This window comes from Mesorhizobium sp. M0276 (genome assembly GCF_040321755.1).
GTDB lineage: Bacteria > Pseudomonadota > Alphaproteobacteria > Rhizobiales > Rhizobiaceae > Mesorhizobium.
This window is the reverse complement of the sequence record NZ_JAMYSC010000076.1, coordinates 1-23,345: the sequence shown is the minus strand read 5'-3', so window position 1 is coordinate 23,345 and position 23,345 is coordinate 1. Positions and strand designations below refer to the sequence as shown.

The following is a 23,345-nucleotide window of genomic DNA, read 5'->3' as shown; positions in this document are numbered from 1 at the left end:
ATGCAGCCGAGCGAGCCCTGCGCGGCATCGCTCTCGGCAGAAAGTCCTGGCTGTTCTGCGGTTCCGATCGCGGCGGACAGCGCGCTGCCGTTCTCTACAGCCTGATCGTCAGCGCCAAGATGAACGATATCGACCCGCAGGCCTGGCTCGCCGATATCCTGGCGCGCATCGCAGCCCACCCAGCTCATCGGATCGATGATTTGCTGCCGTGGAATTGGAGATCCGCACAATTGCGGACCCAACCAGCGGCGGCCTGATCATGCAGCGCAATAAGGTGCATCACGTCTACACCGTCGAACGTGTCGCCAGGGACCTCGGCGTCAGCGATGCGCTCATCCAGGACCTGACCCTCGGTCTCGAGCCCGAGGACGGCGTCATCTGGGTCTACGGCGCCAACGATGACGACGGGATCTTGGCCTTCGCCGATGAAGGCATCGAGGAGGTCAAACTCCTTCTCGAAGAATATCATCGCGTCTCCCCATCGAAAGCTTGACCCCAGCACCGCGGTGCTCAAGGCCGCCGGATACGCACGTCTGCGGTCTTCACCGGATGCGTACGGTCCAACGCTTCCTCCGCAAGGCGCTGACGCGCCATGGCCGGCCGGAGCGCATCGTCATCGACGGCAGCCAGACCAATTACGAAGCGATCCTTTCCTGCGACTCTGAAAGCCGGCTGCGGCAGCGATCGCGGCGACCGCTGAAGCCGATACGCATCCGCAATAGCCGGTATCTCAACAATCGGATCGAACAGGATCACCGGCGTATCAAGCGCCGCGTTCGAGCCATGCTCGGCTTCAAGTCGCAGGCGAGCGCCGTGGTTATCCTCTCCGGCATCGAGATGATCCACATGATGGGCAAGCGACAGGCGAGGTATGCCTACAAGTCTGTCGATCGCTGTTTCGATATCCTCGCTGCCTGACGGACAGGCCGAAATGGCCGTTCACACCCCCATTTCCAGGTTTGCGACAGAGCCTTTTGTCGGCGTTGCCGGCTTCGAAGGGCCGGTGCGCGCCGAGCGCATCAAGATCACCCCCGGCCAGCTTGCTGCGGCCATTCGCCGAGTACGAAGCGGTGGTCGGAGGGAGCTGGTGATGACGACGCTAGATCATGACCTGCTGATCGCAATCCTGGATCGGCTGAAGTTGGGCAAGGCCACCCACGCCTGCTCCGAGGCCCTCCAGGGCAATGGTCTGAGACCTGGGCTCAAGCCCTTCGGCGAGGAGGATGAGACGCCGCTAGAGCTCGGGTGCAAGCGCTGCCACGCCCGCTCCGAGGCCCCACAAGGCCGAAGCGCAGTCGTCGGGGTCACGAGGCCCCTCTGCCACGACGACGAGACGCTGCTGGAGCCCGGTTGCAAGGGCTCCACAGATGGCCTGAACCTGGATCCGCCTTTCTTGAGGCGTTGCGACTATCATCGCGGCGACACGCAGCTCTTGATTTGTGTGCGACATCCTCAGCAGATCCATCGGGCTGAGCCGCTCAGCAATATCAACGAGAATGTCCAGCGGCAGATCAAGGATACTCAGAGGAGGAAACGCTTGATCTTGAGGCTCAGAGCGCGTCTGCTCCACTGGGCGCCTTGCCACGCTCCTCAATGCCCCTCATGATTCACCGCCTATAGCTACCAACTGAATGAATCATCGTGATTGTCGCGCAGCGGAATCCTCAAGGATCGGGCAGTTCGTAGGGGGCGCCGGTTTGACCAGGTTGAGCCCGCGAATTGCTCGATCGGACAAGATCCTAATTCTCGACCATGCGGTGAGGCTCGAAGGAGATCCTCGGGACGCACTCCAAGTTGTCGATCATGTTCGGCACACAAGGAAAGGGCGGCATTGCTGCCGCCCTTTCCGCTGTAGGTTGATAGGGGCTGGATTAGAAATCCATGCCGCCCATGCCGCCCATGCCGCCCATGCCGCCGCCGCCCATGCCGCCAGGCATGCCGCCGCCAGCCGACTCCTTCTTCGGAGCCTCCGCGATCATGGCTTCGGTGGTGACGAGCAGGCCGGCGACCGAGGCCGCGTCCTGGAGGGCCGTGCGCACGACCTTGACCGGATCGACGATACCCATGGCGATCATGTCGCCATAGTCGCCGGTCTGGGCGTTGTAGCCGAAGGTCAAGCCCTTGTTCTCAAGGATCTTGCCGGCAACGATCGATGCTTCCGCACCGGCGTTGGCCGCGATCTGGCGGGCCGGAGCCTGCAGCGCACGACGAACGATGTTGATGCCGGCAGCCTGGTCGGCGTTGACGCCGGTGACCTTGATGTCGGCCGAAGCGCGCAGGAGAGCGACGCCGCCGCCTGCAACGATGCCTTCTTCGACGGCCGCGCGGGTCGCGTTGAGGGCGTCATCGACGCGGTCCTTCTTTTCCTTGACTTCGACTTCCGTCGCACCGCCGACGCGGATCACCGCAACGCCGCCCGCGAGCTTCGCCAGACGTTCCTGCAGCTTCTCCTTGTCGTAGTCCGACGTGGTCTCTTCGATCTGCTGCTTGATCTGGGCGACGCGGCCCTGGATCTCGGCCTTCTTGCCGGCGCCGTCGACGATGGTGGTGTTCTCCTTGGAGATCGACACCTTCTTGGCGCGGCCGAGCATGTTGAGGCCGACGTTCTCGAGCTTGATGCCGAGGTCTTCCGAGATGACCTGGCCACCGGTGAGGATGGCGATGTCTTCCAGCATGGCCTTGCGGCGATCACCGAAGCCCGGCGCCTTGACGGCGGCGATCTTAAGGCCGCCACGCAGCTTGTTGACGACCAGCGTGGCGAGCGCCTCGCCTTCGACGTCTTCCGAGATGATGAGCAGCGGCTTCGAGGTCTGCACGACGGCTTCGAGGACCGGCAGCATCGCCTGCAGGTTGGAGAGTTTCTTCTCGTGCAGGAGGATGTAGACGTCCTCGAGCTCGGCAACCATCTTGTCGGCGTTGGTGACGAAGTACGGCGAGAGATAGCCGCGGTCGAACTGCATGCCTTCGACGACCTCGAGTTCAGTCTCGGCGGTCTTGGCTTCCTCAACCGTGATGACGCCTTCGTTGCCGACCTTCTGCATCGCTTCGGCGATCATCTTGCCGACCGACTCGTCGCCATTGCCGGCGATCGTGCCGACCTGGGCGACTTCCTCGGAGGTCTTGATCTTCTTGGCAGCCTTGCCGAGCGCCGCGACGACTTCGGTCACGGCCAGATCGATGCCGCGCTTCAGGTCCATCGGGTTCATGCCGGCGGCAACGGCCTTGTTGCCTTCCTGGACGATCGATTGCGCCAGAACGGTCGCGGTTGTGGTGCCGTCACCGGCGATGTCGTTGGTCTTCGAAGCAACTTCGCGGATCATCTGCGCGCCCATGTTTTCGAACTTGTCGGAAAGTTCGATTTCCTTGGCGACGGTGACCCCGTCCTTGGTGATGCGCGGTGCGCCGAACGACTTGTCGATGACGACGTTGCGGCCCTTGGGACCGAGGGTCACCTTCACCGCGTCGGCGAGGATGTTGATGCCGTGAAGCATGCGCTCACGGGCATCGCGGGAGAATTTTACGTCTTTGGCAGCCATTTTTTTACTCCTGGGCATCTCGCCCGAAATTCAGATTTGATGGTGCGAAGGAAAGGCGGCAGCGTGTCAGCCGATGATGCCCATGATGTCGGATTCCTTCATGATCAGAAGGTCTTCGCCATTGAGCTTGACTTCGGTACCCGACCACTTGCCGAACAGGATGCGGTCGCCGGCCTTGACGTCCAGCGGGACCAGCTTGCCAGCTTCGTCACGAGCGCCGGAGCCGACGGCGATGATCTCGCCTTCCTGCGGCTTTTCCTTCGCCGTATCCGGGATGATGATCCCGCCGGCGGTCTTGGATTCGGATTCGACCCGGCGAACGACCACGCGGTCATGCAGCGGCCGGAAATTCGACTTTGCCATTTTTGGATTTCCTTGGTGCGGATGTTGAACGGTTCTCCGTTGCCGGAGCGTGCTTAGCACTCAGCCGAAGCGAGTGCTAACGCGGCAATGAGATAAGCCGCATGCTCCTGCTAGTCAAGACGGAAGAGCAAAGAGCAAAGAGAAAAGAGCAGACAGCAAAGAGAAGAGAGCAAAGAGCGTGTAAGCATCGAGCCTTTTATGTGAACAATGTCGGGTATCAGACATATATGGGGCGGCTCACCCTTTGTATTTGAGCTTTATTCAGATGGCACGAATGATGCAACGGGTGATGCATTTGATCTCATCCAGAGGCTCGCACGCGTCGTGCTGCGTCAGCTCGGTCATGTCGAGCTTCAGAAGGCCATTTTGGCATTGGTTCTGTTGCCCTATCGCCATTCATGACCAGTCCTGCGCGCGTGAGCCGGCCGGCTAGATTCCAACCACGAGAGCGCCGCCGCTGACACCCGCACCCGCCGCCGACAGAAGGATTTTCTCTCCAGGCTGGAATGGCTCCGTCTGGTTGGCGAGCGAGAGCGACAGCGGGATCGTCGCGGCCGAAGAGTTGCCGTATTCGGCAATCGTCTTGACAATTGCTTGGTCCGCGATGCCGAGGTTCCTCCCGACCGCGTCGAAAATCCGAGCATTGGCCTGATGCGGCACGAACCGGCCGAGATCGTGTGGCCGCACTCCGGCAGCGGCTAGAGCGCTTGTCGAGCAATCGGTCATCATCTCCACGGCCATTGCGAACACTTCGCGGCCGTCCGTCATCCTCATTCGGGTTTGCGCGAGATCGAGGTCACCGTGGAACGGCTTGTTGCTTCCTCCTGCGGGAATCTGGATCAGCCCGTATCGCGAGCCGTCCGAATCCACCGAGGCACCGAGAATGCCCCGATCAGCATCATAGCACTGACCGATCACCAGGGCGCCGGCGGCATCGGCAAACAGGACCGAGCTTGCGCGCTCGGCTGGATTGATGCGGCGGCTGAGGATGTTGGCGGCGATAACAAGGCTCGCTTTGCCGTGCAGGCGGGTAAATCCGTCCGCGAACATGAGCGCGTAGATGAAGCCGGCGCAGGCGCCGGTCAGATCCACCGCGCCTGCGCGGCCAAGGCCAAGCTTGTGTGCGACCAGCGGCGCGCTGGGCGGCAGAAGATGGTCGGGCGTCGAGGTGGCAAGCAGCAGCAGACCGATGTCGTGGCGCGCAATGCCGGCGTTCGCCAGCGCCATGTCGCCGGCCTGCGCAGCAAGACCAGACAGCGTGTCTTCGTCGGTTGCCCAGAAGCGCGACCGTATCCCGGTACGCCTTTCGATCCAGCCTGGATCAAGACCGAGATTGCTCTCGATTTCGGCATTCGCCACTTTGCGACCGGGCGCATGATGGCCAAACCCGAGAATACGCGACGACCTGCTCATGGCCTGGACCCGAAGCGTTCGCCCGCCTCCTCAATGGCGTCATAGAGTCGCTCGAGTTCGTCGCCGGTGATGCAATAGGGTGGCAGAAAGTAGAGGACATTGCCGAGCGGGCGCACAAGTAGCCCTCGCTCGAGGAAGAAAGCGCGCAGTTTCGGTCCGATCTCGGCGAGATAACCTGCGGAACCGGTTCGCAGGTCGAGCGCCGCGATCGTGCCGGTCGCCCGGCAGTCGGTGAAGAAGCTGTTGTCGCGAAAGCGTCGAAGCCCGGTGCCCTGCATTGCGCTCAAGGCCGCAATGCGCTCGGCCACCGGCTCGTCCCGCCAGATCTCGACATTGGCAAGTGCTGCCGCGCAGGCAATCGGGTTGGCAGTGTAGGAGCTCGAATGGAAAAACGTCTTCTTCCGGTCCTCGGAATAATGAGCCTGGAAGATGGCATCGGTGGCAAGCGTTACGGCCAGCGGGATGGCGCCGCCGGTCAGGCCTTTCGAGGTGCACAGGATATCTGGAGAAATCGATGCCTGCTCGCAGGCGAACATGGTTCCGGTCCGCCCCCAGCCGGTCATCACTTCGTCGGCGATCAGCAGCGTGCCGGAGGCCTCAGTGATCTTCTTCAATTCGGCCAGAACTGAAGCCGGATACATCAGCATGCCGCCGGCGCCCAGCACCAGCGGCTCGACGATTAAGGCTGCGACTCGTCGATCGCGGGTCACAGCCTCTAAACGATCCAGCGTCTCCTGCTCGCGCCCCGCTGCCGGAAAGGGGATGGTGTCGACCTCGAACAGCAAGGGTTCGTAGGCGGCGTTGAACACGCCACGCGCACCGACGCTCATCGTGCCGATCGTGTCGCCATGATAGCTGTGATCCATGACGACGATGCGCGAGCGTGGGGCGCCGATGTTGCGGAAATAACTGAGTGCCATCTTCAGCGCTACTTCGACCGAGGTCGAGCCACTGTCGGAATAGAACACCCAGTCGAGTCCAGCGGGAGCGAGGCCGACAAGCGCCTTGGCCAAGCGCTCTGCCGGCTCGTGCGTGAAGCCCGCAAAGATAATCTGGTCGAGGCTCGACGCGGTTGTCTCGATTGCCTTCATGATGCGGGGATGGCGGTGGCCATGTGTGACGACCCACCAGGAGGAGATGGCGTCCAGGATGCGGGCGCCGTCGGCCCTGCGGAGATAGGCGCCTTCAGTCCGGACGATTTCTGGGATCGCAGGCTCGAGCGCGTGCTGGGTGAAGGGATGCCAGACATGGGACTGCGACATCAGTCACCTCCAGTAATCGAGGCGAAGGCGAAGCCGGCAATCATTGCGTCCCTCAGTGTTTTGCCCGTCAGCACATCGAGGTGCGGCAGCCTGCCGAGCTGCGGCGCACCGCTGAATTCCACGATAGTCCGTTGCGTATCGGCCATCTCGTCGCCGATGAAAGCGATGCCCGCCAACGGGATGGAGCGGGCGCGGAGCGCCTCGACCGAGAGCAAGGCGTGGTTGATGGTGCCGAGCGTGGTGCGGGCGCACAGAATAACGGGCAGCCGCCATTCAGCGAAGATGTCGATGAACCTTGTGCGCCGGTTGAGCGGCACCATCAGGCCGCCGGAGCCTTCGATGACGAGCGGCGTCGGTAGGACGGGAAAGTTAAGATCGTCAGCCTTGATCGCGACGCTGTCGATCTCGGCCGAACGATGCGGCGACAGCGGGCTCCGCAAGCGGTAGGCTTCCGGCAGCACGCGCTCTGAGGGCAAGCCGGCAAGCCGCGCGACCACCTCGCTGTCGGTCTCGCCGTCGAGGCCCGATTGCACCGGTTTCCAGTAAAAGCCGTCGAGCAAACCGGCGAGCCCAGCCGCAAACACGGTCTTGCCAACTCCCGTGTCGGTTCCGGTGATGACGATGCGTTGGGTCATATCGCCTCCGGCAATCTTTGGGCCAACACCTCGACCAGCGCCTCGACCATGGCGGAAATGTCGGCTTCGCCGATATTGAGCGTCAGTGAGATGCGCAGCCGCGACGTGCCCTCGGGCACGGTCGGAGGACGAATACCGCGTATGTCGAAGCCGCGGGCCTGCAGGCGCGCCGCCACTGCCATGGTGCGCCTGACATCGCCGATTACCAGGGGCTGGATCTGCGAGCCGCTGGGTATCACGCCGCAGCGCTCGGCCAGCTGGCGGCCGGCGAAAGCAACGCGTTCTTGCAGCTGAACACGCCGCATAGGCTCGTCGGCGAGCATTGCGAGCGCTTCGCGCACTGCCACTGCCATCAGCGGCGATGGCGCGGTGGCGTATATGAATGGCCGGCAACGGTTGATCAGATACTCGCACAGTGCCCTCGGCCCGGTCACGAGCCCACCAGATGCGCCGAGCGCCTTGCCGCAGGTGTGGAGCGCGACGATGTTGTCGCGGCCCTCGAAAGCGTCGGCAAGCCCCCGGCCGTCCGGTCCCCAGACGCCGGTCGAATGCGCCTCGTCAATGACGATGAATGCCTCGTGCCGATCGGCAAGCGCGACCAGGCTCTCCAAAGGCGCGCAGTCGCCATCCATGCTGTAAAGGCTCTCCACCGCGATCCAGACGCATCCTATGCCGCCTTCGGCGCGCCAACGCGTGATCGCATCCTCGACAGCATTGGCGTCGTTGTGCGCGGCCAGCACGAACTGTGCGCGCCCGGCCTGCGCACCCTCATGCATGCTGGCATGGGCGAGCTCATCGAGGACCAAAAGGTCGCCCTTCTGCGGCAGGGCACTCAGCAGAGCGAAGTTGGCGATGTAGCCGCTGCCGAAGAACAGCGCGCGGTCGGCTCCAAAGAATGCCGCCGCGTCTGCCTCGAGCTGCTCGTGTTCCGGTGCATTGCCGCGCAAGAGCCGCGACCCGGTGGCGCCAACCGGCGTGCCACGCGCAATCGCCGCCGCAACCGCTTCGCCAAGTCTTTTGGAGGCGGCAAGCCCGAGATAGTCGTTCGACGAGAAGTCGCGCCCGGCGCGCGGCTTCAGCGTCCGCAGCCGGTCCTTGCGCGCCAGTCCCTGCAAGGTCGCCTCATAGCGGGCAAGCGGTGCCCCGTTCATTGCGCTTCGAGTTCCATCGGCTCGATGCCAAGGCGCCGGAACAGCAGGGTATCCTTGTCCTCACCGGGATTGTCCGCCGTCAGCAGCGTGTCGCCGACGAAAATCGAGTTGGCGCCGGCAAAAAAGCACAGCGCCTGCATCTCGTCGGTCATGGCCATACGGCCGGCGGAGAGACGGATATGCGATTTCGGCATCATGATGCGCGCCAGCGCGATCACGCGCACGAATTCGATCGGCTCAATGGGCTTGGCATCGGCAAGCGGCGTGCCGGCGATCGGAATCAGCATGTTGATCGGAACGCTTTGCGGATGTTCCGGCAGATTGGCCAGCGTCACCAGCATGTCGATCCGGTCCACCGGCTCCTCGCCCATGCCGATAATGCCGCCGCAGCAGACCTTGATGCCAGATTGGCGAACGTGCTCGAGTGTCTCGAGCCGCTCCGCGAAACTCCGCGTGCTGATGACCTCGCTGTAGTAGCGTTCCGACGTATCGATATTGTGGTTGTAATAATCGAGACCCGCCTGCTTCAGACGAGCGGCTTGCTCAAGATCGAGCATGCCCAGCGTCATGCAGGTCTCCATGCCCAGCGCCTTGACGCCCTCGACCATCGCCACCATCGCATCCATGTCGCGCGCTTTGGGGTTCCGCCAGGCGGCTCCCATGCAATAACGCGTGGCGCCGGCGTCACGCGCTTTCTTCGCCTCGGCGACGACGCGCCTGACCTCCATCAGCTTCGACGCCTTCAGGCCGGTCTCGTGATGCGCCGACTGGCTGCAATAGCCGCAATCCTCCGGGCATCCGCCCGTCTTGATGCTGAGCAGCCGGCTGAGCTGGACCTTGTTTGGATCGAAATTCTGGCGGTGTACGGTCTGCGCCAGGAAGAGGAGATTGTTGAAGGGGGCATGGTAAAGTGCCTGAGCCTTTTCCAGGGTCCACGCTCCAGTGTCAGGGGATTGAGCCTGTGGCGATGTCTGCGTTGAACTTGCCGTTTGCATGTCCATGCTGTTCCTCCGGTCTGTCTTGCGGGGTCTTTGCTATCTGACTGTCGACGATCGGAGAGGACAGTTGACCAAATCCTGTTCGTTACTCAGACAATCATGAGCCCCGATGGTCGAGGCCGATATCCAGGATCGGCGCGCTGTGGATGAGTCGGCCGACCGAAATCAGATCAACGCCGGTCGCGGCAACCGCTCGCGCTGTATGGGACGTGATCCCGCCAGAAGCCTCGGTGATAGCGCGGCCACCGACGATTGCGACGGCGCGGCGAAGATCGGGGAGGGACATGTTGTCGAGCAGAACCGCATCGGGAGCGAAGCCAAGTACCTCCTCCAACTGGGCCAGAGTATCGACCTCGACTTCGATCTTGACGAGATGACCGGCCGCTCTTCGTGCTCGCTCGAGCGCTGGGCGGACGCCGCCTGCGATGGCGATGTGGTTGTCCTTGATCAAAATTGCATCGTCCAGGCCGAAGCGGTGATTGGACCCGCCACCTGCGCGCACAGCATATTTTTCGACTGCCCGCAATCCAGGCGTCGTCTTGCGTGTGCAGACGATCTTCGCGCCATATCCACGAACCGCAGCGACGATCGATGCCGTTGCTGTGGCGATGCCGCTCAGATGGCACAAAAAATTGAGTGCCGTCCTTTCGGCTGTGAGAATGGCCCGGGCCGGGCCAACCACTGATGCAATGATCTCTCCATCCACGACATTGCAGCCGTCTGCCCGCTCCACCGAGATTTCGACATCAGGATCAATCAGGTGGAAAGCGAGCATCGCCAGATCGAGGCCGGCGACAACTCCGGACTGTCGCGCCACCAACACGGTTCCCGCTTGGTATTCCTTCGGGACGATGGCATCCGTGGTCAAGTCGCCGGCTCTGCCAAGGTCTTCAAGAAGCGATGCCCGTACAAGCGGCTCAAGCATGACCGTGGGAAGCGGTGAGAGCCTCATCACTTTGCCCCTTCCAAGTTTGGCGAGTGTCCGAGTTCGCGCGCAGCGGCCAAGGCGGCTTCGAGCGTGATTTCGGACCGTCGGGCGGCAGTCGCATGATGAGGAAAATCTGTCCGGTAATGAGCGCCGCGGCTTTCTTCGCGCAACAAGGCGGCAACCGCGATCATTAGCCCCACAGCCGCCGGATCCGAGACCGCATCCTTGCTTTCGGCGAGCGGCAATAAGGCACGCGCGGCTGCTTTCAACCCTTCACCGTCCCGGACGATGCCGAGTGCGCGCGACAGGAAAACACGCACGGGTATCGGAGCGGGCGGTGGGTAAACGTTCGCAAACGCAGGTCTTGTTCTGCGAGCAGGCGTTCCGGCGACACTTTCAGCGACCCAGCGGGCGCACACGATTGCCTCGGTCAAGGAATTGCTGGCGAGCCTGTTGGCGCCATGCAGTCCTGTCGAAGCGACTTCGCCGCAGGCCCACAGCCCCTCGACGGAGGTCCTGCCAAAGCTGTCCACGGCAACGCCACCCATGTGGTAGTGTTGGGCCGGACGAATGGGGATGAGATCGCGCGCGGGATTGATGCCCGCTCCACGACAGGCTGATGCGATTGTCGGGAAATGTCGAGCGAATGCCGGGCCAGGCCGTTGTCGGGCGTCGAGAAAAACACGGTGGCCGTTCGCAAGATGGTTCCACACGGCGCGGGCCAAGACATCGCGAGGCGCAAGTTCCGCCCCTGGCACGCTTTGAAGAAAAGCCTGGCCGGTTTCATCGATCAGGGCAGCACCTTCGCCTCGGACAGCCTCGCTGACCAGGGCCATAGGGCGGTCTGGGCCGTCAAGCGCGGTCGGGTGGAACTGGATGAATTCGAGGTCGGCTAGGACAGCTCCAGCGCGGGCCGCAAGTGCAAGGCCTTGTCCGCAACTGCCCCAAGGGTTCGTGGTGTCGAGAAACAGTCCCCCGATGCCACCGGTGGCGAGGACGACCCGCCGTGAGCCGAAGAAGAAAGGTCCGATCGAACAGCTCGCCCAGACGCCTCGGATCGCATTCTCTCGCACGGCCAGCCGGCGTGCTTCCACGCCCTCCACGACAACTATCGACGGAGTGGAACGCACAGCCGCGATCAGGGCACGCATGATCTCACGCCCGGTGCCGTCCCCATGCGCATGAACGATCCGACGTCGGCTGTGTGCGGCCTCCAATCCGAGGCACAGTGATCCTTTCGGCGTGCGGTCAAAGGGAACCCCAAAGCCCGCAAGCCCCTCTATCGCCTTGGGCGCGGCTTGGAGGATGCGGCTCGCCACGTCTCTGTCGCAGAGACCATCCCCGGCGGCAAGCGTATCGGCCAGGTGCATTGCCGGATCGTCGTCTTCGCCGAAACTTGCAGCCAGACCCCCCTGTGCCCAGGTGCTCGAATTGTCAGCTCCCAGCAGCGACCTTGACAGAAGAAGCACCGGCTCCGGCGACAGTTGAAGCGCGGTCATCAGTCCGGCGATGCCGGCGCCGATGATGATCGGCCGCCCGAAGAAGCTGCGGAGGTCGGCGCTCAAACTGCCAGCATCCGTTCGACCGCAAGCCGCGCGCGCCCGGCGATCCCGGGTTCGATGGTTACGACATGTTGGTTCTGCTCGAGCGCCGTGCGGATGTTGGCAAGCGTGATCCGCTTCATGTGCGGGCACAAATTGCAGGGCCGGATGAACTCGACCTCTGGGTGCGCTAACGCGACGTTGTCGCTCATCGAGCATTCCGTCATCAGCACGACACGTGGCGGCCTTTGCCTTTCGACATAGTCGGACATGGCAGCCGTCGAGCCGGAAAAATCTGCTTCAGCCACGACGTCGGGCGGGCATTCGGGATGGGCGAGCACGACCACGCCGGGATGGCTTTCGCGCAGCTCGCGGATGTCGGCCGGTGTAAAGCGCTCATGCACCTCGCAATGCCCTTTCCAGGCGATGATCTGCACATCGGTCTGGGCGGCGATATTCTGGGCCAGATATTCGTCCGGCAGCATGATCACCCGGAGAACCCCAAGGGATTCGACGACCGCCTTGGCGTTGCCGGATGTACAGCAGATATCCGACTCGGCTTTCACCTCGGCCGACGTGTTTACATAAGTGATGATCGGAACGCCGGGATAACGCTGGCGCATCAAGCGCACGTCTTCTGCCGTGATTGATTCCGCCAACGAGCAACCGGCGCTGAGATCCGGAATGAGCACGGTCTTGTCCGGATTAAGGAGCTTGGCCGTTTCGGCCATGAAATGGACGCCGGCCAGCACGATGACTTGCGCCTCGATCGTCGCAGCCGTGCGGGCTAGTGCCAAGCTGTCGCCGACGATGTCGGCCACGCAATGGAAGATCTCGGGCGTCTGATAGTTGTGCGCCAGGATGATGGCGTTGCGCTCGCGCTTCAGAGCAAGGATCGCCTCGATATCCTCGGCGAAAGCCGGCCATTCGATCGGCGGGATCACTCGTCGGACGTGCTCGTAGAGCAACGCGGCCGTAGGCAGCATGGCGCTCATCGACCCCCTCCCGCTTATACTCTAATTGAAAATAACCAGCATATACTTGCTGTGAGTATAAGGGATGTCAACCCCGCGCCAGCGGCAATTTTGTCCCGGCGATGAGCCTATCGTCGAGAACGGCGTGGCGGAAACGGAAAAGCTTCGCTGGCCGGCCGCCGGTCTCAGTGGTGGCCTCTCCGGTCTCCTCGACCAGCTCCTGCTGTTCGATCAGTCGGCGAAAGTTCGGCTTGTGGATGAGCCTGCCGGCGAGCGCCTCCACGGTTCGCTGCAGCTGCAAAAGCGTGAAGACCGGCGGCATCAGCTCAAAGACGACCGGCCGGTATTTGATCTTGGAGCGCAGCCGCGCAATGCCGGTCGCCACGATGCGGCGATGATCGGCGACCATGGACTTGCTGGGCACCAGCGGAGGGGGCGCCGCGTCCCGCCCTCTTACGGCCTCTTGGACCAGGCCTGCTTCGTAGACTAGCTCATAGCGTTGAAGCGTGAGTTCCTCGTTCCAAAGGCGGTCGTCGAAGCCGAAGGCTATCGTCGCCCGCTGCCAGCGTTCACGTCGCGTGGCCGCATCGCGGACGCCGTTTGCCCATTCAATCAAGCGTGGTCGCAGAACGTCCAGCACGACCGGAGGCGTGCCGGAGCGGTGGTCCTCCCATGGAAAATATTCATACCAATTCTGCCATCCGCACTTGGGCGAGCCCGCTGCCTGTTCCTTGCGGGTCAATGCAAGATAGCTGATGGAGATGACGCGCTGCTGGCGCTCGGCGCCGATGCGATCCCGATCAGCGAACGTGTAAAGTTGCTCAATGTACCCCAGCCGATGGCCGGTCTGCTGCTCGACCCACCCCCTCAAGCCGGATTGCAGCGATCGGTGCTCAAGCGCAAAGGGACCGGAGGGCAAGGTGTCTGCCTGGCCGATGGTGAGGACACAGGGTTCACTGTCGTTTACGGCGACGACAAGGGCGATCAGGTCCACTTTGACGTCGTCGGCCTTGAAGGCGGCTCTGTCTTTCCTGAGTCGTATTGCCTGATCGTCCATGTTCGCGAATTACTTGGCCAGCTCGGGGGACCTTAATCGATTTAGTGTAAGCGCGCCTGTCGGCACGTCAACACCCCACAGCTGCACGGGCATTTTTAGCTCTTCGCACCTGCACAAAAATGTGCCAAAGGCGACACCCGCGGTTGGTAACGTAGGGGAAGGAGGATCCATTGAGCGCGTTTGGTGACACCAAGGCGATCACACCGCCGGATATTCGTTCGCGCAAAGGTGGGACGCCGCTCGTCTGCCTTACCGCCTACACCACCCCAGTCGCCCGGCTTGTCGATCCCCATTGTGATGTGGTGCTCGTCGGCGACAGCGTCGGCATGGTTCTCCACGGCCTGCCCTCGACGCTCGGTGTCACGCTGGAGATGATGATCACTCACGGCCAGGCGGTGCGCCGTGGCATCAAGCAGGCGCTGATGGTGGTCGACCTGCCGTTCGGTTCCTACGAGGAAAGCCCAGAGCAGGCTTTCCGAAATGCTGCGCGCGTCATGTCGGAGACCGGCTGCACTGCCGTCAAGCTCGAAGGCGGCGAAACGATGGCAGAGACGATCGGCTTCCTCGCCGCACGCGGCGTGCCCGTCATGGCTCATGTCGGCTTGACGCCGCAGGCCATCAACGCCATCGGTGGCTACCGCGTGCAGGGCAGGGGCGGGGATGCCGAGCGCATCAGGCGCGACGCAATTGCGGTGAGCGAAGCGGGCGCCTTTGCGGTCGTCCTGGAAAAGGTTCCTGAAGCGCTCGCCCGCCGGATCACCGGGGAGGTGGCGGCCCCGACCATTGGCATCGGTGCCTCGGCAGCCTGTGACGGCCAGATTCTCGTCGTCGACGACATGCTCGGCCTCTTCGGCGACTTCCGACCCAAGTTCGTCAAGCGCTATGCTGAACTGGGGGAGGCGGCTGCGGCTGCGATCGCTTCCTATGCGCGCGAGGTGAAGGAGCGCCAGTTTCCGGCCGCCAAGCACGTGTTTGCCGATGCGCCCAAGCCCGCCGACACGGACGCCACCAAGAGCGGAGAAGCAGCGTGAGCGTGCCGATCGTCAGGAGCGTTGACCAGCTTCGCGAAATCGTCGCCGCATGGCGCCGCGAGGGCGTGAGGATTGCCGTGGTGCCAACGATGGGCGTCCTGCATGAGGGCCATCTCAGCCTGGTGCGCGCTGCACTCGAGAAAGCAGACCGTGTGATCGTGACGCTCTTCGTCAACCCGAAGCAATTCAATAGCCAGGCCGATCTTGCCGCGTATCCGCGCACCGAGGACGAGGATGCCGCCAAGCTGGCACCGGTGGGCGCGCACCTGCTTTATGCGCCAGATGCAGAGGAGATGTATCCGGCGGGCTTCGCCACCACCGTTTCGGTGTCCGGTGTCAGCGAGGGCCTGTGCGGTGCCTTCCGGCCGGGACATTTCGATGGCGTGGCGACCGTCGTCGCCAAGCTCTTCCTGCAGACCAGCGCTGACTTCGGCTTCTTTGGCGAAAAGGACTTTCAGCAAATTCACCTGGTCAGGCGCATGGCCCGGGATCTGGATATTCCAATCACCATTGTTGCCTGTCCGACAGTCCGTGAAGCCGACGGTCTTGCGCTATCATCGCGTAATGTGCGGCTCTCGCCAGCGCAACGCGCTGTTGCTCCCAAGCTATCATCGGTCCTGCTCAAGACGGCTGAGCGGCTTGGGCGCGGCTCACCCGTCCTGCCAACGCTTGCAGAATCTCGCGCAGCAATTCTGGCTGCAGGCTATCGCGAGGTCGAATACCTGGAACTTCGCGAAGAGGCAGATCTGCACCCGATGACAAGCCTTGATCGACCGGCACGGTTGCTTGCCGCGGCCTGGCTCGGCGGCACACGTCTCATAGACAACGTCAGACTATTTCGGATTGGTTCAACAGATTAGCCACGTTCTCGGCACGCGCTGTATCCGTCCGGGATCGTTTAAAACGAGGTCTCTGCCTGGCATTGAGCGAACGGAGGTTACGCACAGGGCAAATGCATCGCGTGTTTGAGAACTTCGTCGAGCAACTGTCTGCAAGTGTTGATGCTGCCGATCTCTGTGAGGCGATGGCCTCCGCTGCAGCCGGCTTCGACTTCCCGCTATTCGCCTATTTCACTTACCCGTCGGCCTCCGGCGACGCCCCCCAATTGATTTCAAACTATCCTTCATCCTGGACATCACGTTATCTGCAACAGCGGTACCACAGTCTTGATCCGGTCATCCTGCGCGGGCTGCAAGGCTGGGATACATTCGATTGGGGCGTGGATCGCGCTCGACACTGTCTGCCGAATTCGCAGCAACAAATTCTGGAGAGTGCGGCTGAGTTTGGCATCTGCGGCGGCCTGACGATGTCCATGCATGATCATCTCGGCCGGTTTGCTGCCCTGACCTTTGCTTCCGACGAGTCCCGTCCGCCTCTTTTACGGTCACTGGCACGTTACGAAAAAGCATTGCAGCTGGTGGCCATCAACTTTCATATCCACGTCCGGCGCAGGCTCGCCGATGATCGCGTGGTGGATGGTGTAACGCTCACCCCGCGGGAGTTCGAGTGCCTGAGATGGGCGGCGCGCGGCAAGTCGGCTTGGGATACCAGCCAGCTTCTCGGCGTCTCAAAGCGCACCGTGACCTTTCATCTGGAAAACGCCAAGGCAAAGTTTGGCGTTCGAACGATCAACCAAGCCGTTGCACGAATGGCTGCCTCCGGCCAGACGAGATCCTGATTCTTCAGCCACGATACCTGTAAACCTCTACAGGCTGCATCGCTGTCAGCTTTGCCCTTCGATGGCGGGAACACATCCCACATGGAGGCGACCATGATGCAACTGATAACACCAGACTTTTACAACGAGTTTGCGGGCGAACTCAAAGACATGCACGGGCTCAGGTTTCGGGTATTCAAGGAAAGGCTCGATTGGGAAGTTGATACCGAAGACCAGATGGAATCCGATCCGTTTGATGCTCTCAAGCCTGTCTATCTGCTCCTCAAAGGATCCGACTGGCGAATTCGCGGTTGCGTGCGTCTTCCGCCCAGCACCGGACCCACAATGTTGCGCGACACGTTCCCGGTGCTGCTGGGTGCTGACGTCGTGCCCTCGACCACCGACATATGGGAGAGCAGTCGTTTCGCGCTCGATCTTCCTCCGTCGGCGCCCAAGGCCGCGGGCGGGCTGGCCCAGGCGACCTACGAGCTCTTCGCGGGCATGATCGAGTTCGGCTTGGCCAAAAATCTGACCCGGATAGTAACGGTGACGGATACGCGCATGGAGCGGATCCTCCGCCTGGCTACGTGGCCATTGTCGCGCATCGGAGAACCCAAGTGCGTCGGCAAAACGGAGGCGGTGGCTGGGTTTCTCGAGATTTCCCACGCGAGCCTTTTGCGCATCCGCAGCAGGGGACGTCTGATTGGACCGGTACTGTGGCAACCGGTTCTAGGCCCGTCGGCATAGCGCCATTGTGGACACCTGAGCCATGAAGGATGCTGGTCTGCCCAAGGAAGCGACGGTCGGCCTTGAATGCTGGCCGGACTGGCGTCGCCACGACGCTTACCACTATGCCAGACGATTGCCACGCACTGGCTGGGCCTGGGAGTTTCTTCGGCGCAATCCACAATTCCAGCGCGACCACGCCAAAATGGCACCGTCCGCCTGCATTGTCGGACCCCAAGGCGACATGCAGATAATCGAGTTGACGACAGGATCAGCTCTCCCAAGACAATGGAGCCTTCTTTTTCGCCGACGCGCCACTTTCGGACGCTACATCGGCAAGGGTCTTTTGGGATCCGCGCGATTGCGCCTGTATTCTACGAGCGGCCGCGGAGCCGCTTGGGCTCGACCACGATTTTGAACCGCTTCACCTTTCTTCGCTCTCATGCTGCAAGGACATCCTGCTGACAGCTGCGGGCGTGCAGCACGTGCTGCTGAGGGAGAACTGCCGGAGTCTGCAGATCGCCGTTTCCGGTGCGTCCGTCCTCGGCCCGTTGCGGCTATATGTCGACGCAATTGTTCAGCCGCAGCACCTCAAGTTCCATGTCGCTGCCCTTCAGTTCCTGAACCACGTCAATGGTTGCGGCCGCCTGTCAGCTGCTTGCTTTCCGCCGGAACACCGCGGAGCGCGTCTGCGTATCGTACTCCAGGCTTTGGATGGCTCGCTTGCAGGAGCATCTCATCAGGAGGTCGCCATTGCCTTGTTCGGGAGACGCCGTGTCGAAGAAGATTGGCGTCATCCAGGTGGCCATCTTCGCGATCAGGTACGTCGCGCCATCCAACGTGGCCGCTACCTGATGGGCGGCGGCTACAGACAGTTCCTGAGGTAATTCGGGTGGTTGTGCTTGTCTGTCTTATTAGAACGCGCAACCTCCATTTCTCACTGCAATTGTGCGTTGCACAAAACGTGGCGAGCGCCTAGTTCTTCCGCGGCGAATCGGGTTTCGGCGAAGCACTGGGACCAACCTTCGTCGATAAGTGCATTCATGCCTTGAGGATCCCGATGACCGTTATGAACCCCGACAAAGCCGGCGCTGCAAGCCTTGAGACAATCGCCCGAAACGGCAGCATGCTGGGTCGCATAGCCGTACGCATTCCGACCTACCTGTCGGATATTCGCGAGAACCCGGCGTGGCTGCCCATGTTCATATTTTGGCGCGCACCATGCCGGCACGGAGAATGCACTGGCGTGGTGCAAAGCCGGTCCGAAGGTCGCAAAGAGCCCAGGACACGATGTTTGCCGGTGTCAATTGCCAGGACGTTGTCGACGCGCTGCGGATGGATGGGCTTTTTCCCGGCCTCGTCCTGCCAACAATGGTGCCTGAAGATGTAGCCGCATTCGCCAGGTGCACACCTTGTTTCGGCAATTTCGATCGCCGACTCGAATTCATGCCGGCGGAGCATGCGGAGGCTGAGGCGCGATTTGGCCGTCCGTTGCTCAGCGGCCATTATTTCGAGCGCATTCTGGGCTGTAACTCGGCCGTTGCCATCCAAAACGATCCGCTGCTCATGGATATTGCCGCGCCCTATCTCGGCGGCCAGGCGACGCTGATCACAACGCGCGTCTGGTGGAGCTTCCCGACCGGCCAGGCCTCCGACGCCGACAAGAACCTGGCTTCGCTCGGCAAATACCACTTCGACCTGGACGACTGGCGGATGCTGAAGTTCTTTTTCTATCTGGTGCCCGTCGACGAGGGGACCGGCCCGCATGTCTATGTCCGCGGCAGCCATGATCGCCGCGCCCTCAAGCACCAACTTACGCGTGTCGCCGGCCATCCCGCGCAAGAGATTCTGGACGTGTACGGCAAGCAGAGCCCGGTCACGCTGACCGGCGAGGCCGGTTTCGGTTTCGTCGAGGATCCGTTCGGGTTCCATATGGGCACCGTGCCGGCGCACAGGCCACGGCTGATGATGGAAGTTGGCTTCGGCGTTTCTCCTCCATCGCGCCGCCGCTTCCATGGCGAGCCTGTGATCCGCTGATTCGAAAAGTCCCGAAACGGCCTTCCCGGACCGCAAGTCTTGTGAGGCAAGATAAGGCTATGCCGCCAATCGATCTGTTCGGCGCCCAAAGCGGTTGTCTGCACATGAATTGGGCTGGTGCAATGAGTCTCGTCATTACTTCAGCCAGCGCATGAGTGCCTGTTTGAATCGAGGTTAGATGGCTTATCCCCCCTGCGTAATGCGGCTTGGATGAGTTGCACATTTCGCGAGACCCATGGGCGGATCGATGGACGCAAGCAGACGCGCCAGCTCCGAGTTTGATGTACGCTGAGATGCGCACTTTGCGACACCGATAATCCTGTCCCCCGCATCTGCTGAGTACGCTAAATCGAAGATTGAGTGCCGAGCGGAAAATGCCAGGGCCGGCTTTTGCTGGCGCGATGTCCTACATGGCCGCCGCGCGGGCTGCCGCCTCGGAGTTGCGCGTGACGATTCCGCTCGTGTCTGCAAACGCGCGCGCTCGCGGTCAAGAATGGCAATGATGCGGAAGGCCTTCTCCTGTCCGAATAGCGTCCCGAGGCGAGCCCGGTTCCAGTCGCCTTCGCCCTCACCAGACGTTGTAGTGCAACGCGGTCGTTGGCGTTGGGCCCCACGATACAGTTTCGCCATGCGCCCTTGACGAGGCGAAGCGAGACCGCCGAAGGGCCGAGGATGTCACCTTGTGGGATGACGCCTTGCTTAACATCGGCTGCCAAATCGGCGGGGCGCGGCGTCGTACGTCCGCTGTCCAAGGCCTGCTGGCCTCTCTGAGGCTTCACCGCTCACCGCGTGATCCTGCCGCGTATGTGAGTTTGCGATCGTCATAAGAGCGTCAGGCACGAATAGAAGTTAGGTCAGGGCCCACAGACGCGGCCTTATCCATGGGGTGGATGGTAGTTATCACTACAATCAATTTTACCAATATTACCGCGTACTACTACAAGGTCCGTCATAAAGCGGCCGGTGGGTATCCGTCTCGCCTCTGAAGCTGCCCGAAAGAATGCGGAGACGAACATGTGCGGGATTGTTGGCATCGTTGGGCAACAGCCGGTGTCGGATAGGTTGGTCGGCGCGTTGAAGGGTTTGGAATATCGCGGCTATGATTCCGCCGGCGTTGCGACGATCATCGAGGGCGCCTTGCATCGCCGGCGCGCCGAGGGCAAGCTCGTCAATCTCGAGAGGAGACTGAAGGAAGAGCCGCTGAGCGGCAATATCGGCATCGGCCACACGCGTTGGGCAACCCACGGGGCCTCGACGGAACGCAATGCGCACCCGCACTTTACCGACGGTGTCGCCGTCGTCCATAACGGCATCATCGAGAATTTCACCGAGCTGAAGGACGAATTGGCGGCGGTGGGCGCCGAGTTCCAGACCGACACCGACACGGAGGTCGTCGCGCATCTCTTGGCAAGATACCGACGGGAGGGCATGAGGCCGCAAGAAGCGACGCGTGCCATGCTGAAACGCGTCAGGGGCGCTTATGCGCTTGCCGTGCTCTTCGAAGATGAACCGTCGACCATCACGGCGGCGCGCAACGGACCACCGCTGGCGATCGGTCACGGCGACGGTGAGATGTTCCTGGGCTCCGACGCGATCGCGCTTGCTCCCTTCACCAACGAAATTACCTATCTCATAGACGGCGACTGGGCCGTTGTCGGCAATTCGGGCGCCCATATCTTCGATATCGACGGCCATCCCGTCGAGCGTCCGCGCCATATCTCCACGGCCGCGGCCGATCTGGCCAACAAGGGCAGCCATCGCCACTTCATGGAGAAGGAGATTTACGAGCAGCCCGAGGTTATCGCCCATACTCTCCGTCATTACACCAACATCATAGAGAATCGCGACATGGTTCCTGGCATCGATTTCGCCAAGGTTCCGAGCTTGGCGATCTCTGCCTGCGGGACCGCCTATCTCGCCGGACTGATCGGAAAATACTGGTTCGAGCGCTATGCGCGCCTGACGGTTGAAATCGACGTTGCGTCCGAATTCCGTTACCGCGACATCCCTTTGCCGCCGCAGTCGGCGGCTCTTTTCATTTCGCAGTCCGGCGAAACCGCCGATACGCTTGCGTCGTTGAGGTACTGCAAGGAGCGTGGGCTGAAAATTGGCGCTATCGTCAATGCCTGCGAATCGACCATCGCTCGGGAGGCCGATACGGTCTTCCCGATCCTTGCCGGACCTGAGATAGGCGTCGCCTCTACCAAGGCTTTTACCTGCCAGCTTGCCGTACTAGCCGCACTCGCCATCGGCGCCGCCAGAGCCCGCGGGACCGTCCCCGAAGACGAGCTGCAGGCGCTCGTAAGGAGCCTCGCCGAATTGCCGCGCGTCATGGGCCAGGTACTCAACAGGATCCAGCCGGAGATCGAGTTCTTGTCGCGCGAACTGTCAAAGTGTCATGACGTCCTGTATCTCGGCCGTGGCACCAGTTTCCCGCTAGCGATGGAAGGTGCGCTGAAGCTCAAGGAGATTTCCTACATCCATGCCGAGGGCTATGCAGCGGGTGAATTGAAGCACGGGCCGATCGCATTGATAGACGAGAACATGCCGGTGATCGTCATCGCGCCCCATGACCGCTTTTTCGACAAGACCGTCTCCAACATGCAGGAAGTGGCTGCCCGTGGAGGGCGGATTATCCTCATCACCGATGAAAATGGGGCAGCCGCATCGAAACTCGACACCATGCACACGCTCGTGCTGCCGGTTGTCGACGAGATTATCGCGCCAATGATCTTCTCGCTGCCGATACAGCTTCTTGCCTACCACACGGCGCTCTTCATGGGGACAGATGTAGACCAGCCGCGCAATCTCGCAAAATCGGTCACGGTCGAATGATTGTGAACTGTACAGGTGGCGATGCTCGTCGATGGAAAGCGCTACCCCTTGTCTGGATTCCAAGCCCGGATGAAAACCAGATGACCAGCGTTTGCTGCAATGTGGGAAACTCGGTAGCAGCATCATGATAATCGCCATCCCTTTTTCGGCCGGTTGATCGGGGCACAGGGCGATCGAGCTTGCTAGAGCCGACGTCAGCACAAAGCCGGCGGCTTCACGAGCGGGTCTTTCGCTGCTTCGCCGGTGGAGATTGGCCGAAGGAACCAGTGTCCGTCCCGGGAGTTCGAGTTGGTGTTCAAGAAAGCCATCGGCGAGAATTATTCGCGAAGGAATCGCAGGTCGGATGCGCTACAGCTGATCAGGCCATCTCAGGAGGGGGCCCTGGAACTTGATCAGAAGGGGGTGAGCCGCCATATTCCGACCCGGCTCCCAATTCAGGCGGCCCATTCCATGGATGAGGCCGGTCCGGCCGAATGGACGTCCTTTTTGATTTGCTGGGTGTGGGCCGCGGGGAGGTATCTCCCGAGGGAGCTCCCATGTTCTTGGAGATGTTTATGAACGATTCGCGCATTCCCGAACCAGTCTTGACGGCTATGTCGCAGGGGACCCACATCGTCCGCGCTTATCGTGAGCACCTTGGGTATTCGATCGAGGACCTGGCGGTCGCGAGCGGGCTTGCCGCTGAGGAAATCCAAAACATCGAGCGAGGTCTGAGGTACAACAAGGGATATCGGGATCGGATAGCGAGATCGCTTTCCATACCTGTGGGAATCCTTGAGGCAGAGTCGCACATTTCGGACGCCGCCTGATCAGTCGGATAATCTGCAATGGGTGGACTACCGCTCTTGTGGTGTGAAGCTTGCGGCTGATTGTCGACGCTTGATTCGGTTGGAATGCCTCTGGCGCAGTACCGCCAAGAGAATCTCGTCAACTTTCCGATGCAGGAACTTCACATGGGCTCGCCGAACAGCAAGGCGATAAAGCCGCCCGGACTGCTACGAAACGTGCACGACGGCATCGGCTCGCGACGAAGGGTTGTAACGCGAACTCTTCCTAGTCGGCAAGGCGATGCTGGCTTGAGCACAGGGCGGAATCATTAATCGTTAACGCTCTGGCAACCAAGCGGGATTCTGTTGGCCGGGAAGGAGACCGGCGATGGACGCAAGCTTTCTCGATCATATTGACGACATTGAAGACCCTC

General features: G+C 61.5%; 22 protein-coding genes and 2 pseudogenes. 13 read left to right on the top strand and 11 right to left on the bottom strand.

Features of this window, described 5'->3' with window-relative positions; translation table 11 throughout:
• The 4 genes and pseudogenes from NKJ01_RS32610 to NKJ01_RS36570 all read left to right on the top strand — a co-directional run.
• Positions 1-257 (top strand): transposase domain-containing protein (locus tag NKJ01_RS32610; protein WP_352734417.1); only part of this gene is annotated, 257 nt, incomplete at its 5' end.
• A 2-nt stretch (positions 258-259) separates the two neighbouring features.
• Positions 260-493: a hypothetical protein gene (locus tag NKJ01_RS32605; RefSeq protein WP_352734415.1), complete on the top strand. Its 234-nt coding sequence runs from the start codon at positions 260-262 to the stop codon at positions 491-493.
• Positions 494-549: 56 nt separating this feature from the next.
• Positions 550-918: pseudogene (locus NKJ01_RS32600) on the top strand (DDE-type integrase/transposase/recombinase); the annotation flags it as partial.
• A gap of 13 nt (positions 919-931) precedes the next feature.
• Positions 932-1,606 carry a hypothetical protein gene (locus NKJ01_RS36570; RefSeq protein WP_502905936.1) on the top strand — a complete coding sequence of 225 codons (675 nt, stop codon included), beginning with the start codon at positions 932-934 and terminating at the stop codon, positions 1,604-1,606.
• A 265-nt stretch (positions 1,607-1,871) separates the two neighbouring features.
• Here the strand turns inward: NKJ01_RS36570 and groL are convergent, their stop codons facing one another.
• From groL to NKJ01_RS32540, 11 genes are all read right to left on the bottom strand, one after another.
• Complete coding sequence (gene groL, locus NKJ01_RS32590; RefSeq protein ID WP_352734411.1) at positions 1,872-3,536, bottom strand: chaperonin GroEL; 1,665 nt, start codon at positions 3,534-3,536, stop codon at positions 1,872-1,874.
• Positions 3,537-3,602: 66 nt separating this feature from the next.
• Positions 3,603-3,899, bottom strand: coding sequence for a co-chaperone GroES (gene groES / locus NKJ01_RS32585; RefSeq protein WP_019863563.1), 297 nt, complete (start codon positions 3,897-3,899; stop codon positions 3,603-3,605).
• A gap of 429 nt (positions 3,900-4,328) precedes the next feature.
• Positions 4,329-5,312 carry a 3-oxopimeloyl-[acyl-carrier-protein] synthase BioZ gene (bioZ, locus tag NKJ01_RS32580; protein WP_352734409.1) on the bottom strand — a complete coding sequence of 328 codons (984 nt, stop codon included), beginning with the start codon at positions 5,310-5,312 and terminating at the stop codon, positions 4,329-4,331.
• Complete coding sequence (locus tag NKJ01_RS32575; protein WP_352734408.1) at positions 5,309-6,574, bottom strand: adenosylmethionine--8-amino-7-oxononanoate transaminase; 1,266 nt, start codon at positions 6,572-6,574, stop codon at positions 5,309-5,311. Before NKJ01_RS32575 ends, bioZ begins: the two co-directional genes overlap by 4 nt.
• The gene (gene bioD / locus NKJ01_RS32570) at positions 6,574-7,209 is read right to left on the bottom strand and encodes a dethiobiotin synthase (protein WP_352734406.1); all 636 of its coding nucleotides are present in this window, start codon (positions 7,207-7,209) and stop codon (positions 6,574-6,576) included. Before bioD ends, NKJ01_RS32575 begins: the two co-directional genes overlap by 1 nt.
• Positions 7,206-8,360: an 8-amino-7-oxononanoate synthase gene (locus tag NKJ01_RS32565; protein ID WP_352734404.1), complete on the bottom strand. Its 1,155-nt coding sequence runs from the start codon at positions 8,358-8,360 to the stop codon at positions 7,206-7,208. Before NKJ01_RS32565 ends, bioD begins: the two co-directional genes overlap by 4 nt.
• Positions 8,357-9,355: a biotin synthase BioB gene (gene bioB / locus NKJ01_RS32560; protein WP_352604139.1), complete on the bottom strand. Its 999-nt coding sequence runs from the start codon at positions 9,353-9,355 to the stop codon at positions 8,357-8,359. Before bioB ends, NKJ01_RS32565 begins: the two co-directional genes overlap by 4 nt.
• A gap of 100 nt (positions 9,356-9,455) precedes the next feature.
• On the bottom strand, positions 9,456-10,310 hold the full coding sequence (nadC, locus tag NKJ01_RS32555) for a carboxylating nicotinate-nucleotide diphosphorylase (protein WP_352734402.1): 855 nt from the start codon (positions 10,308-10,310) through the stop codon (positions 9,456-9,458).
• A complete protein-coding gene (locus NKJ01_RS32550; RefSeq protein ID WP_352734400.1) occupies positions 10,310-11,851 on the bottom strand; it encodes an L-aspartate oxidase in 1,542 nt (513 codons plus the stop codon). Before NKJ01_RS32550 ends, nadC begins: the two co-directional genes overlap by 1 nt.
• The gene (gene nadA, locus NKJ01_RS32545; RefSeq protein WP_352695841.1) at positions 11,848-12,822 is read right to left on the bottom strand and encodes a quinolinate synthase NadA; all 975 of its coding nucleotides are present in this window, start codon (positions 12,820-12,822) and stop codon (positions 11,848-11,850) included. Before nadA ends, NKJ01_RS32550 begins: the two co-directional genes overlap by 4 nt.
• A gap of 67 nt (positions 12,823-12,889) precedes the next feature.
• The gene (locus NKJ01_RS32540; protein ID WP_352567807.1) at positions 12,890-13,858 is read right to left on the bottom strand and encodes an NUDIX hydrolase; all 969 of its coding nucleotides are present in this window, start codon (positions 13,856-13,858) and stop codon (positions 12,890-12,892) included.
• Positions 13,859-14,028: 170 nt separating this feature from the next.
• On the opposite strand from NKJ01_RS32540, the gene panB reads away from it, so the two are divergent.
• From panB to NKJ01_RS32495, 9 genes and pseudogenes are all read left to right on the top strand, one after another.
• Positions 14,029-14,889 carry a 3-methyl-2-oxobutanoate hydroxymethyltransferase gene (gene panB, locus NKJ01_RS32535; protein ID WP_352734398.1) on the top strand — a complete coding sequence of 287 codons (861 nt, stop codon included), beginning with the start codon at positions 14,029-14,031 and terminating at the stop codon, positions 14,887-14,889.
• Positions 14,886-15,749: a pantoate--beta-alanine ligase gene (gene panC, locus NKJ01_RS32530; protein ID WP_023795254.1), complete on the top strand. Its 864-nt coding sequence runs from the start codon at positions 14,886-14,888 to the stop codon at positions 15,747-15,749. The genes panB and panC overlap by 4 nt, the downstream gene beginning before the upstream one ends.
• 92 nt (positions 15,750-15,841) lie before the next feature.
• Entirely contained in the window at positions 15,842-16,567 is a 726-nt protein-coding gene (locus tag NKJ01_RS32525) for a LuxR family transcriptional regulator (RefSeq protein ID WP_352734396.1), read from the top strand.
• A 93-nt stretch (positions 16,568-16,660) separates the two neighbouring features.
• A complete protein-coding gene (locus NKJ01_RS32520) occupies positions 16,661-17,293 on the top strand; it encodes an acyl-homoserine-lactone synthase (RefSeq protein WP_352734394.1) in 633 nt (210 codons plus the stop codon).
• A gap of 22 nt (positions 17,294-17,315) precedes the next feature.
• The gene (locus tag NKJ01_RS32515; RefSeq protein WP_352734392.1) at positions 17,316-17,690 is read left to right on the top strand and encodes a transcriptional regulator domain-containing protein; all 375 of its coding nucleotides are present in this window, start codon (positions 17,316-17,318) and stop codon (positions 17,688-17,690) included.
• A 58-nt stretch (positions 17,691-17,748) separates the two neighbouring features.
• Positions 17,749-18,159: a DUF2285 domain-containing protein gene (locus tag NKJ01_RS32510; RefSeq protein WP_352734390.1), complete on the top strand. Its 411-nt coding sequence runs from the start codon at positions 17,749-17,751 to the stop codon at positions 18,157-18,159.
• 173 nt (positions 18,160-18,332) lie between these two features.
• Positions 18,333-19,309: pseudogene (locus NKJ01_RS32505) on the top strand (hypothetical protein).
• A gap of 1,014 nt (positions 19,310-20,323) precedes the next feature.
• Positions 20,324-22,144: a glutamine--fructose-6-phosphate transaminase (isomerizing) gene (gene glmS / locus NKJ01_RS32500; RefSeq protein ID WP_352734388.1), complete on the top strand. Its 1,821-nt coding sequence runs from the start codon at positions 20,324-20,326 to the stop codon at positions 22,142-22,144.
• A 554-nt stretch (positions 22,145-22,698) separates the two neighbouring features.
• The gene (locus NKJ01_RS32495) at positions 22,699-22,953 is read left to right on the top strand and encodes a helix-turn-helix domain-containing protein (RefSeq protein ID WP_352664527.1); all 255 of its coding nucleotides are present in this window, start codon (positions 22,699-22,701) and stop codon (positions 22,951-22,953) included.
• Positions 22,954-23,345: the final 392 nt, after the last annotated feature.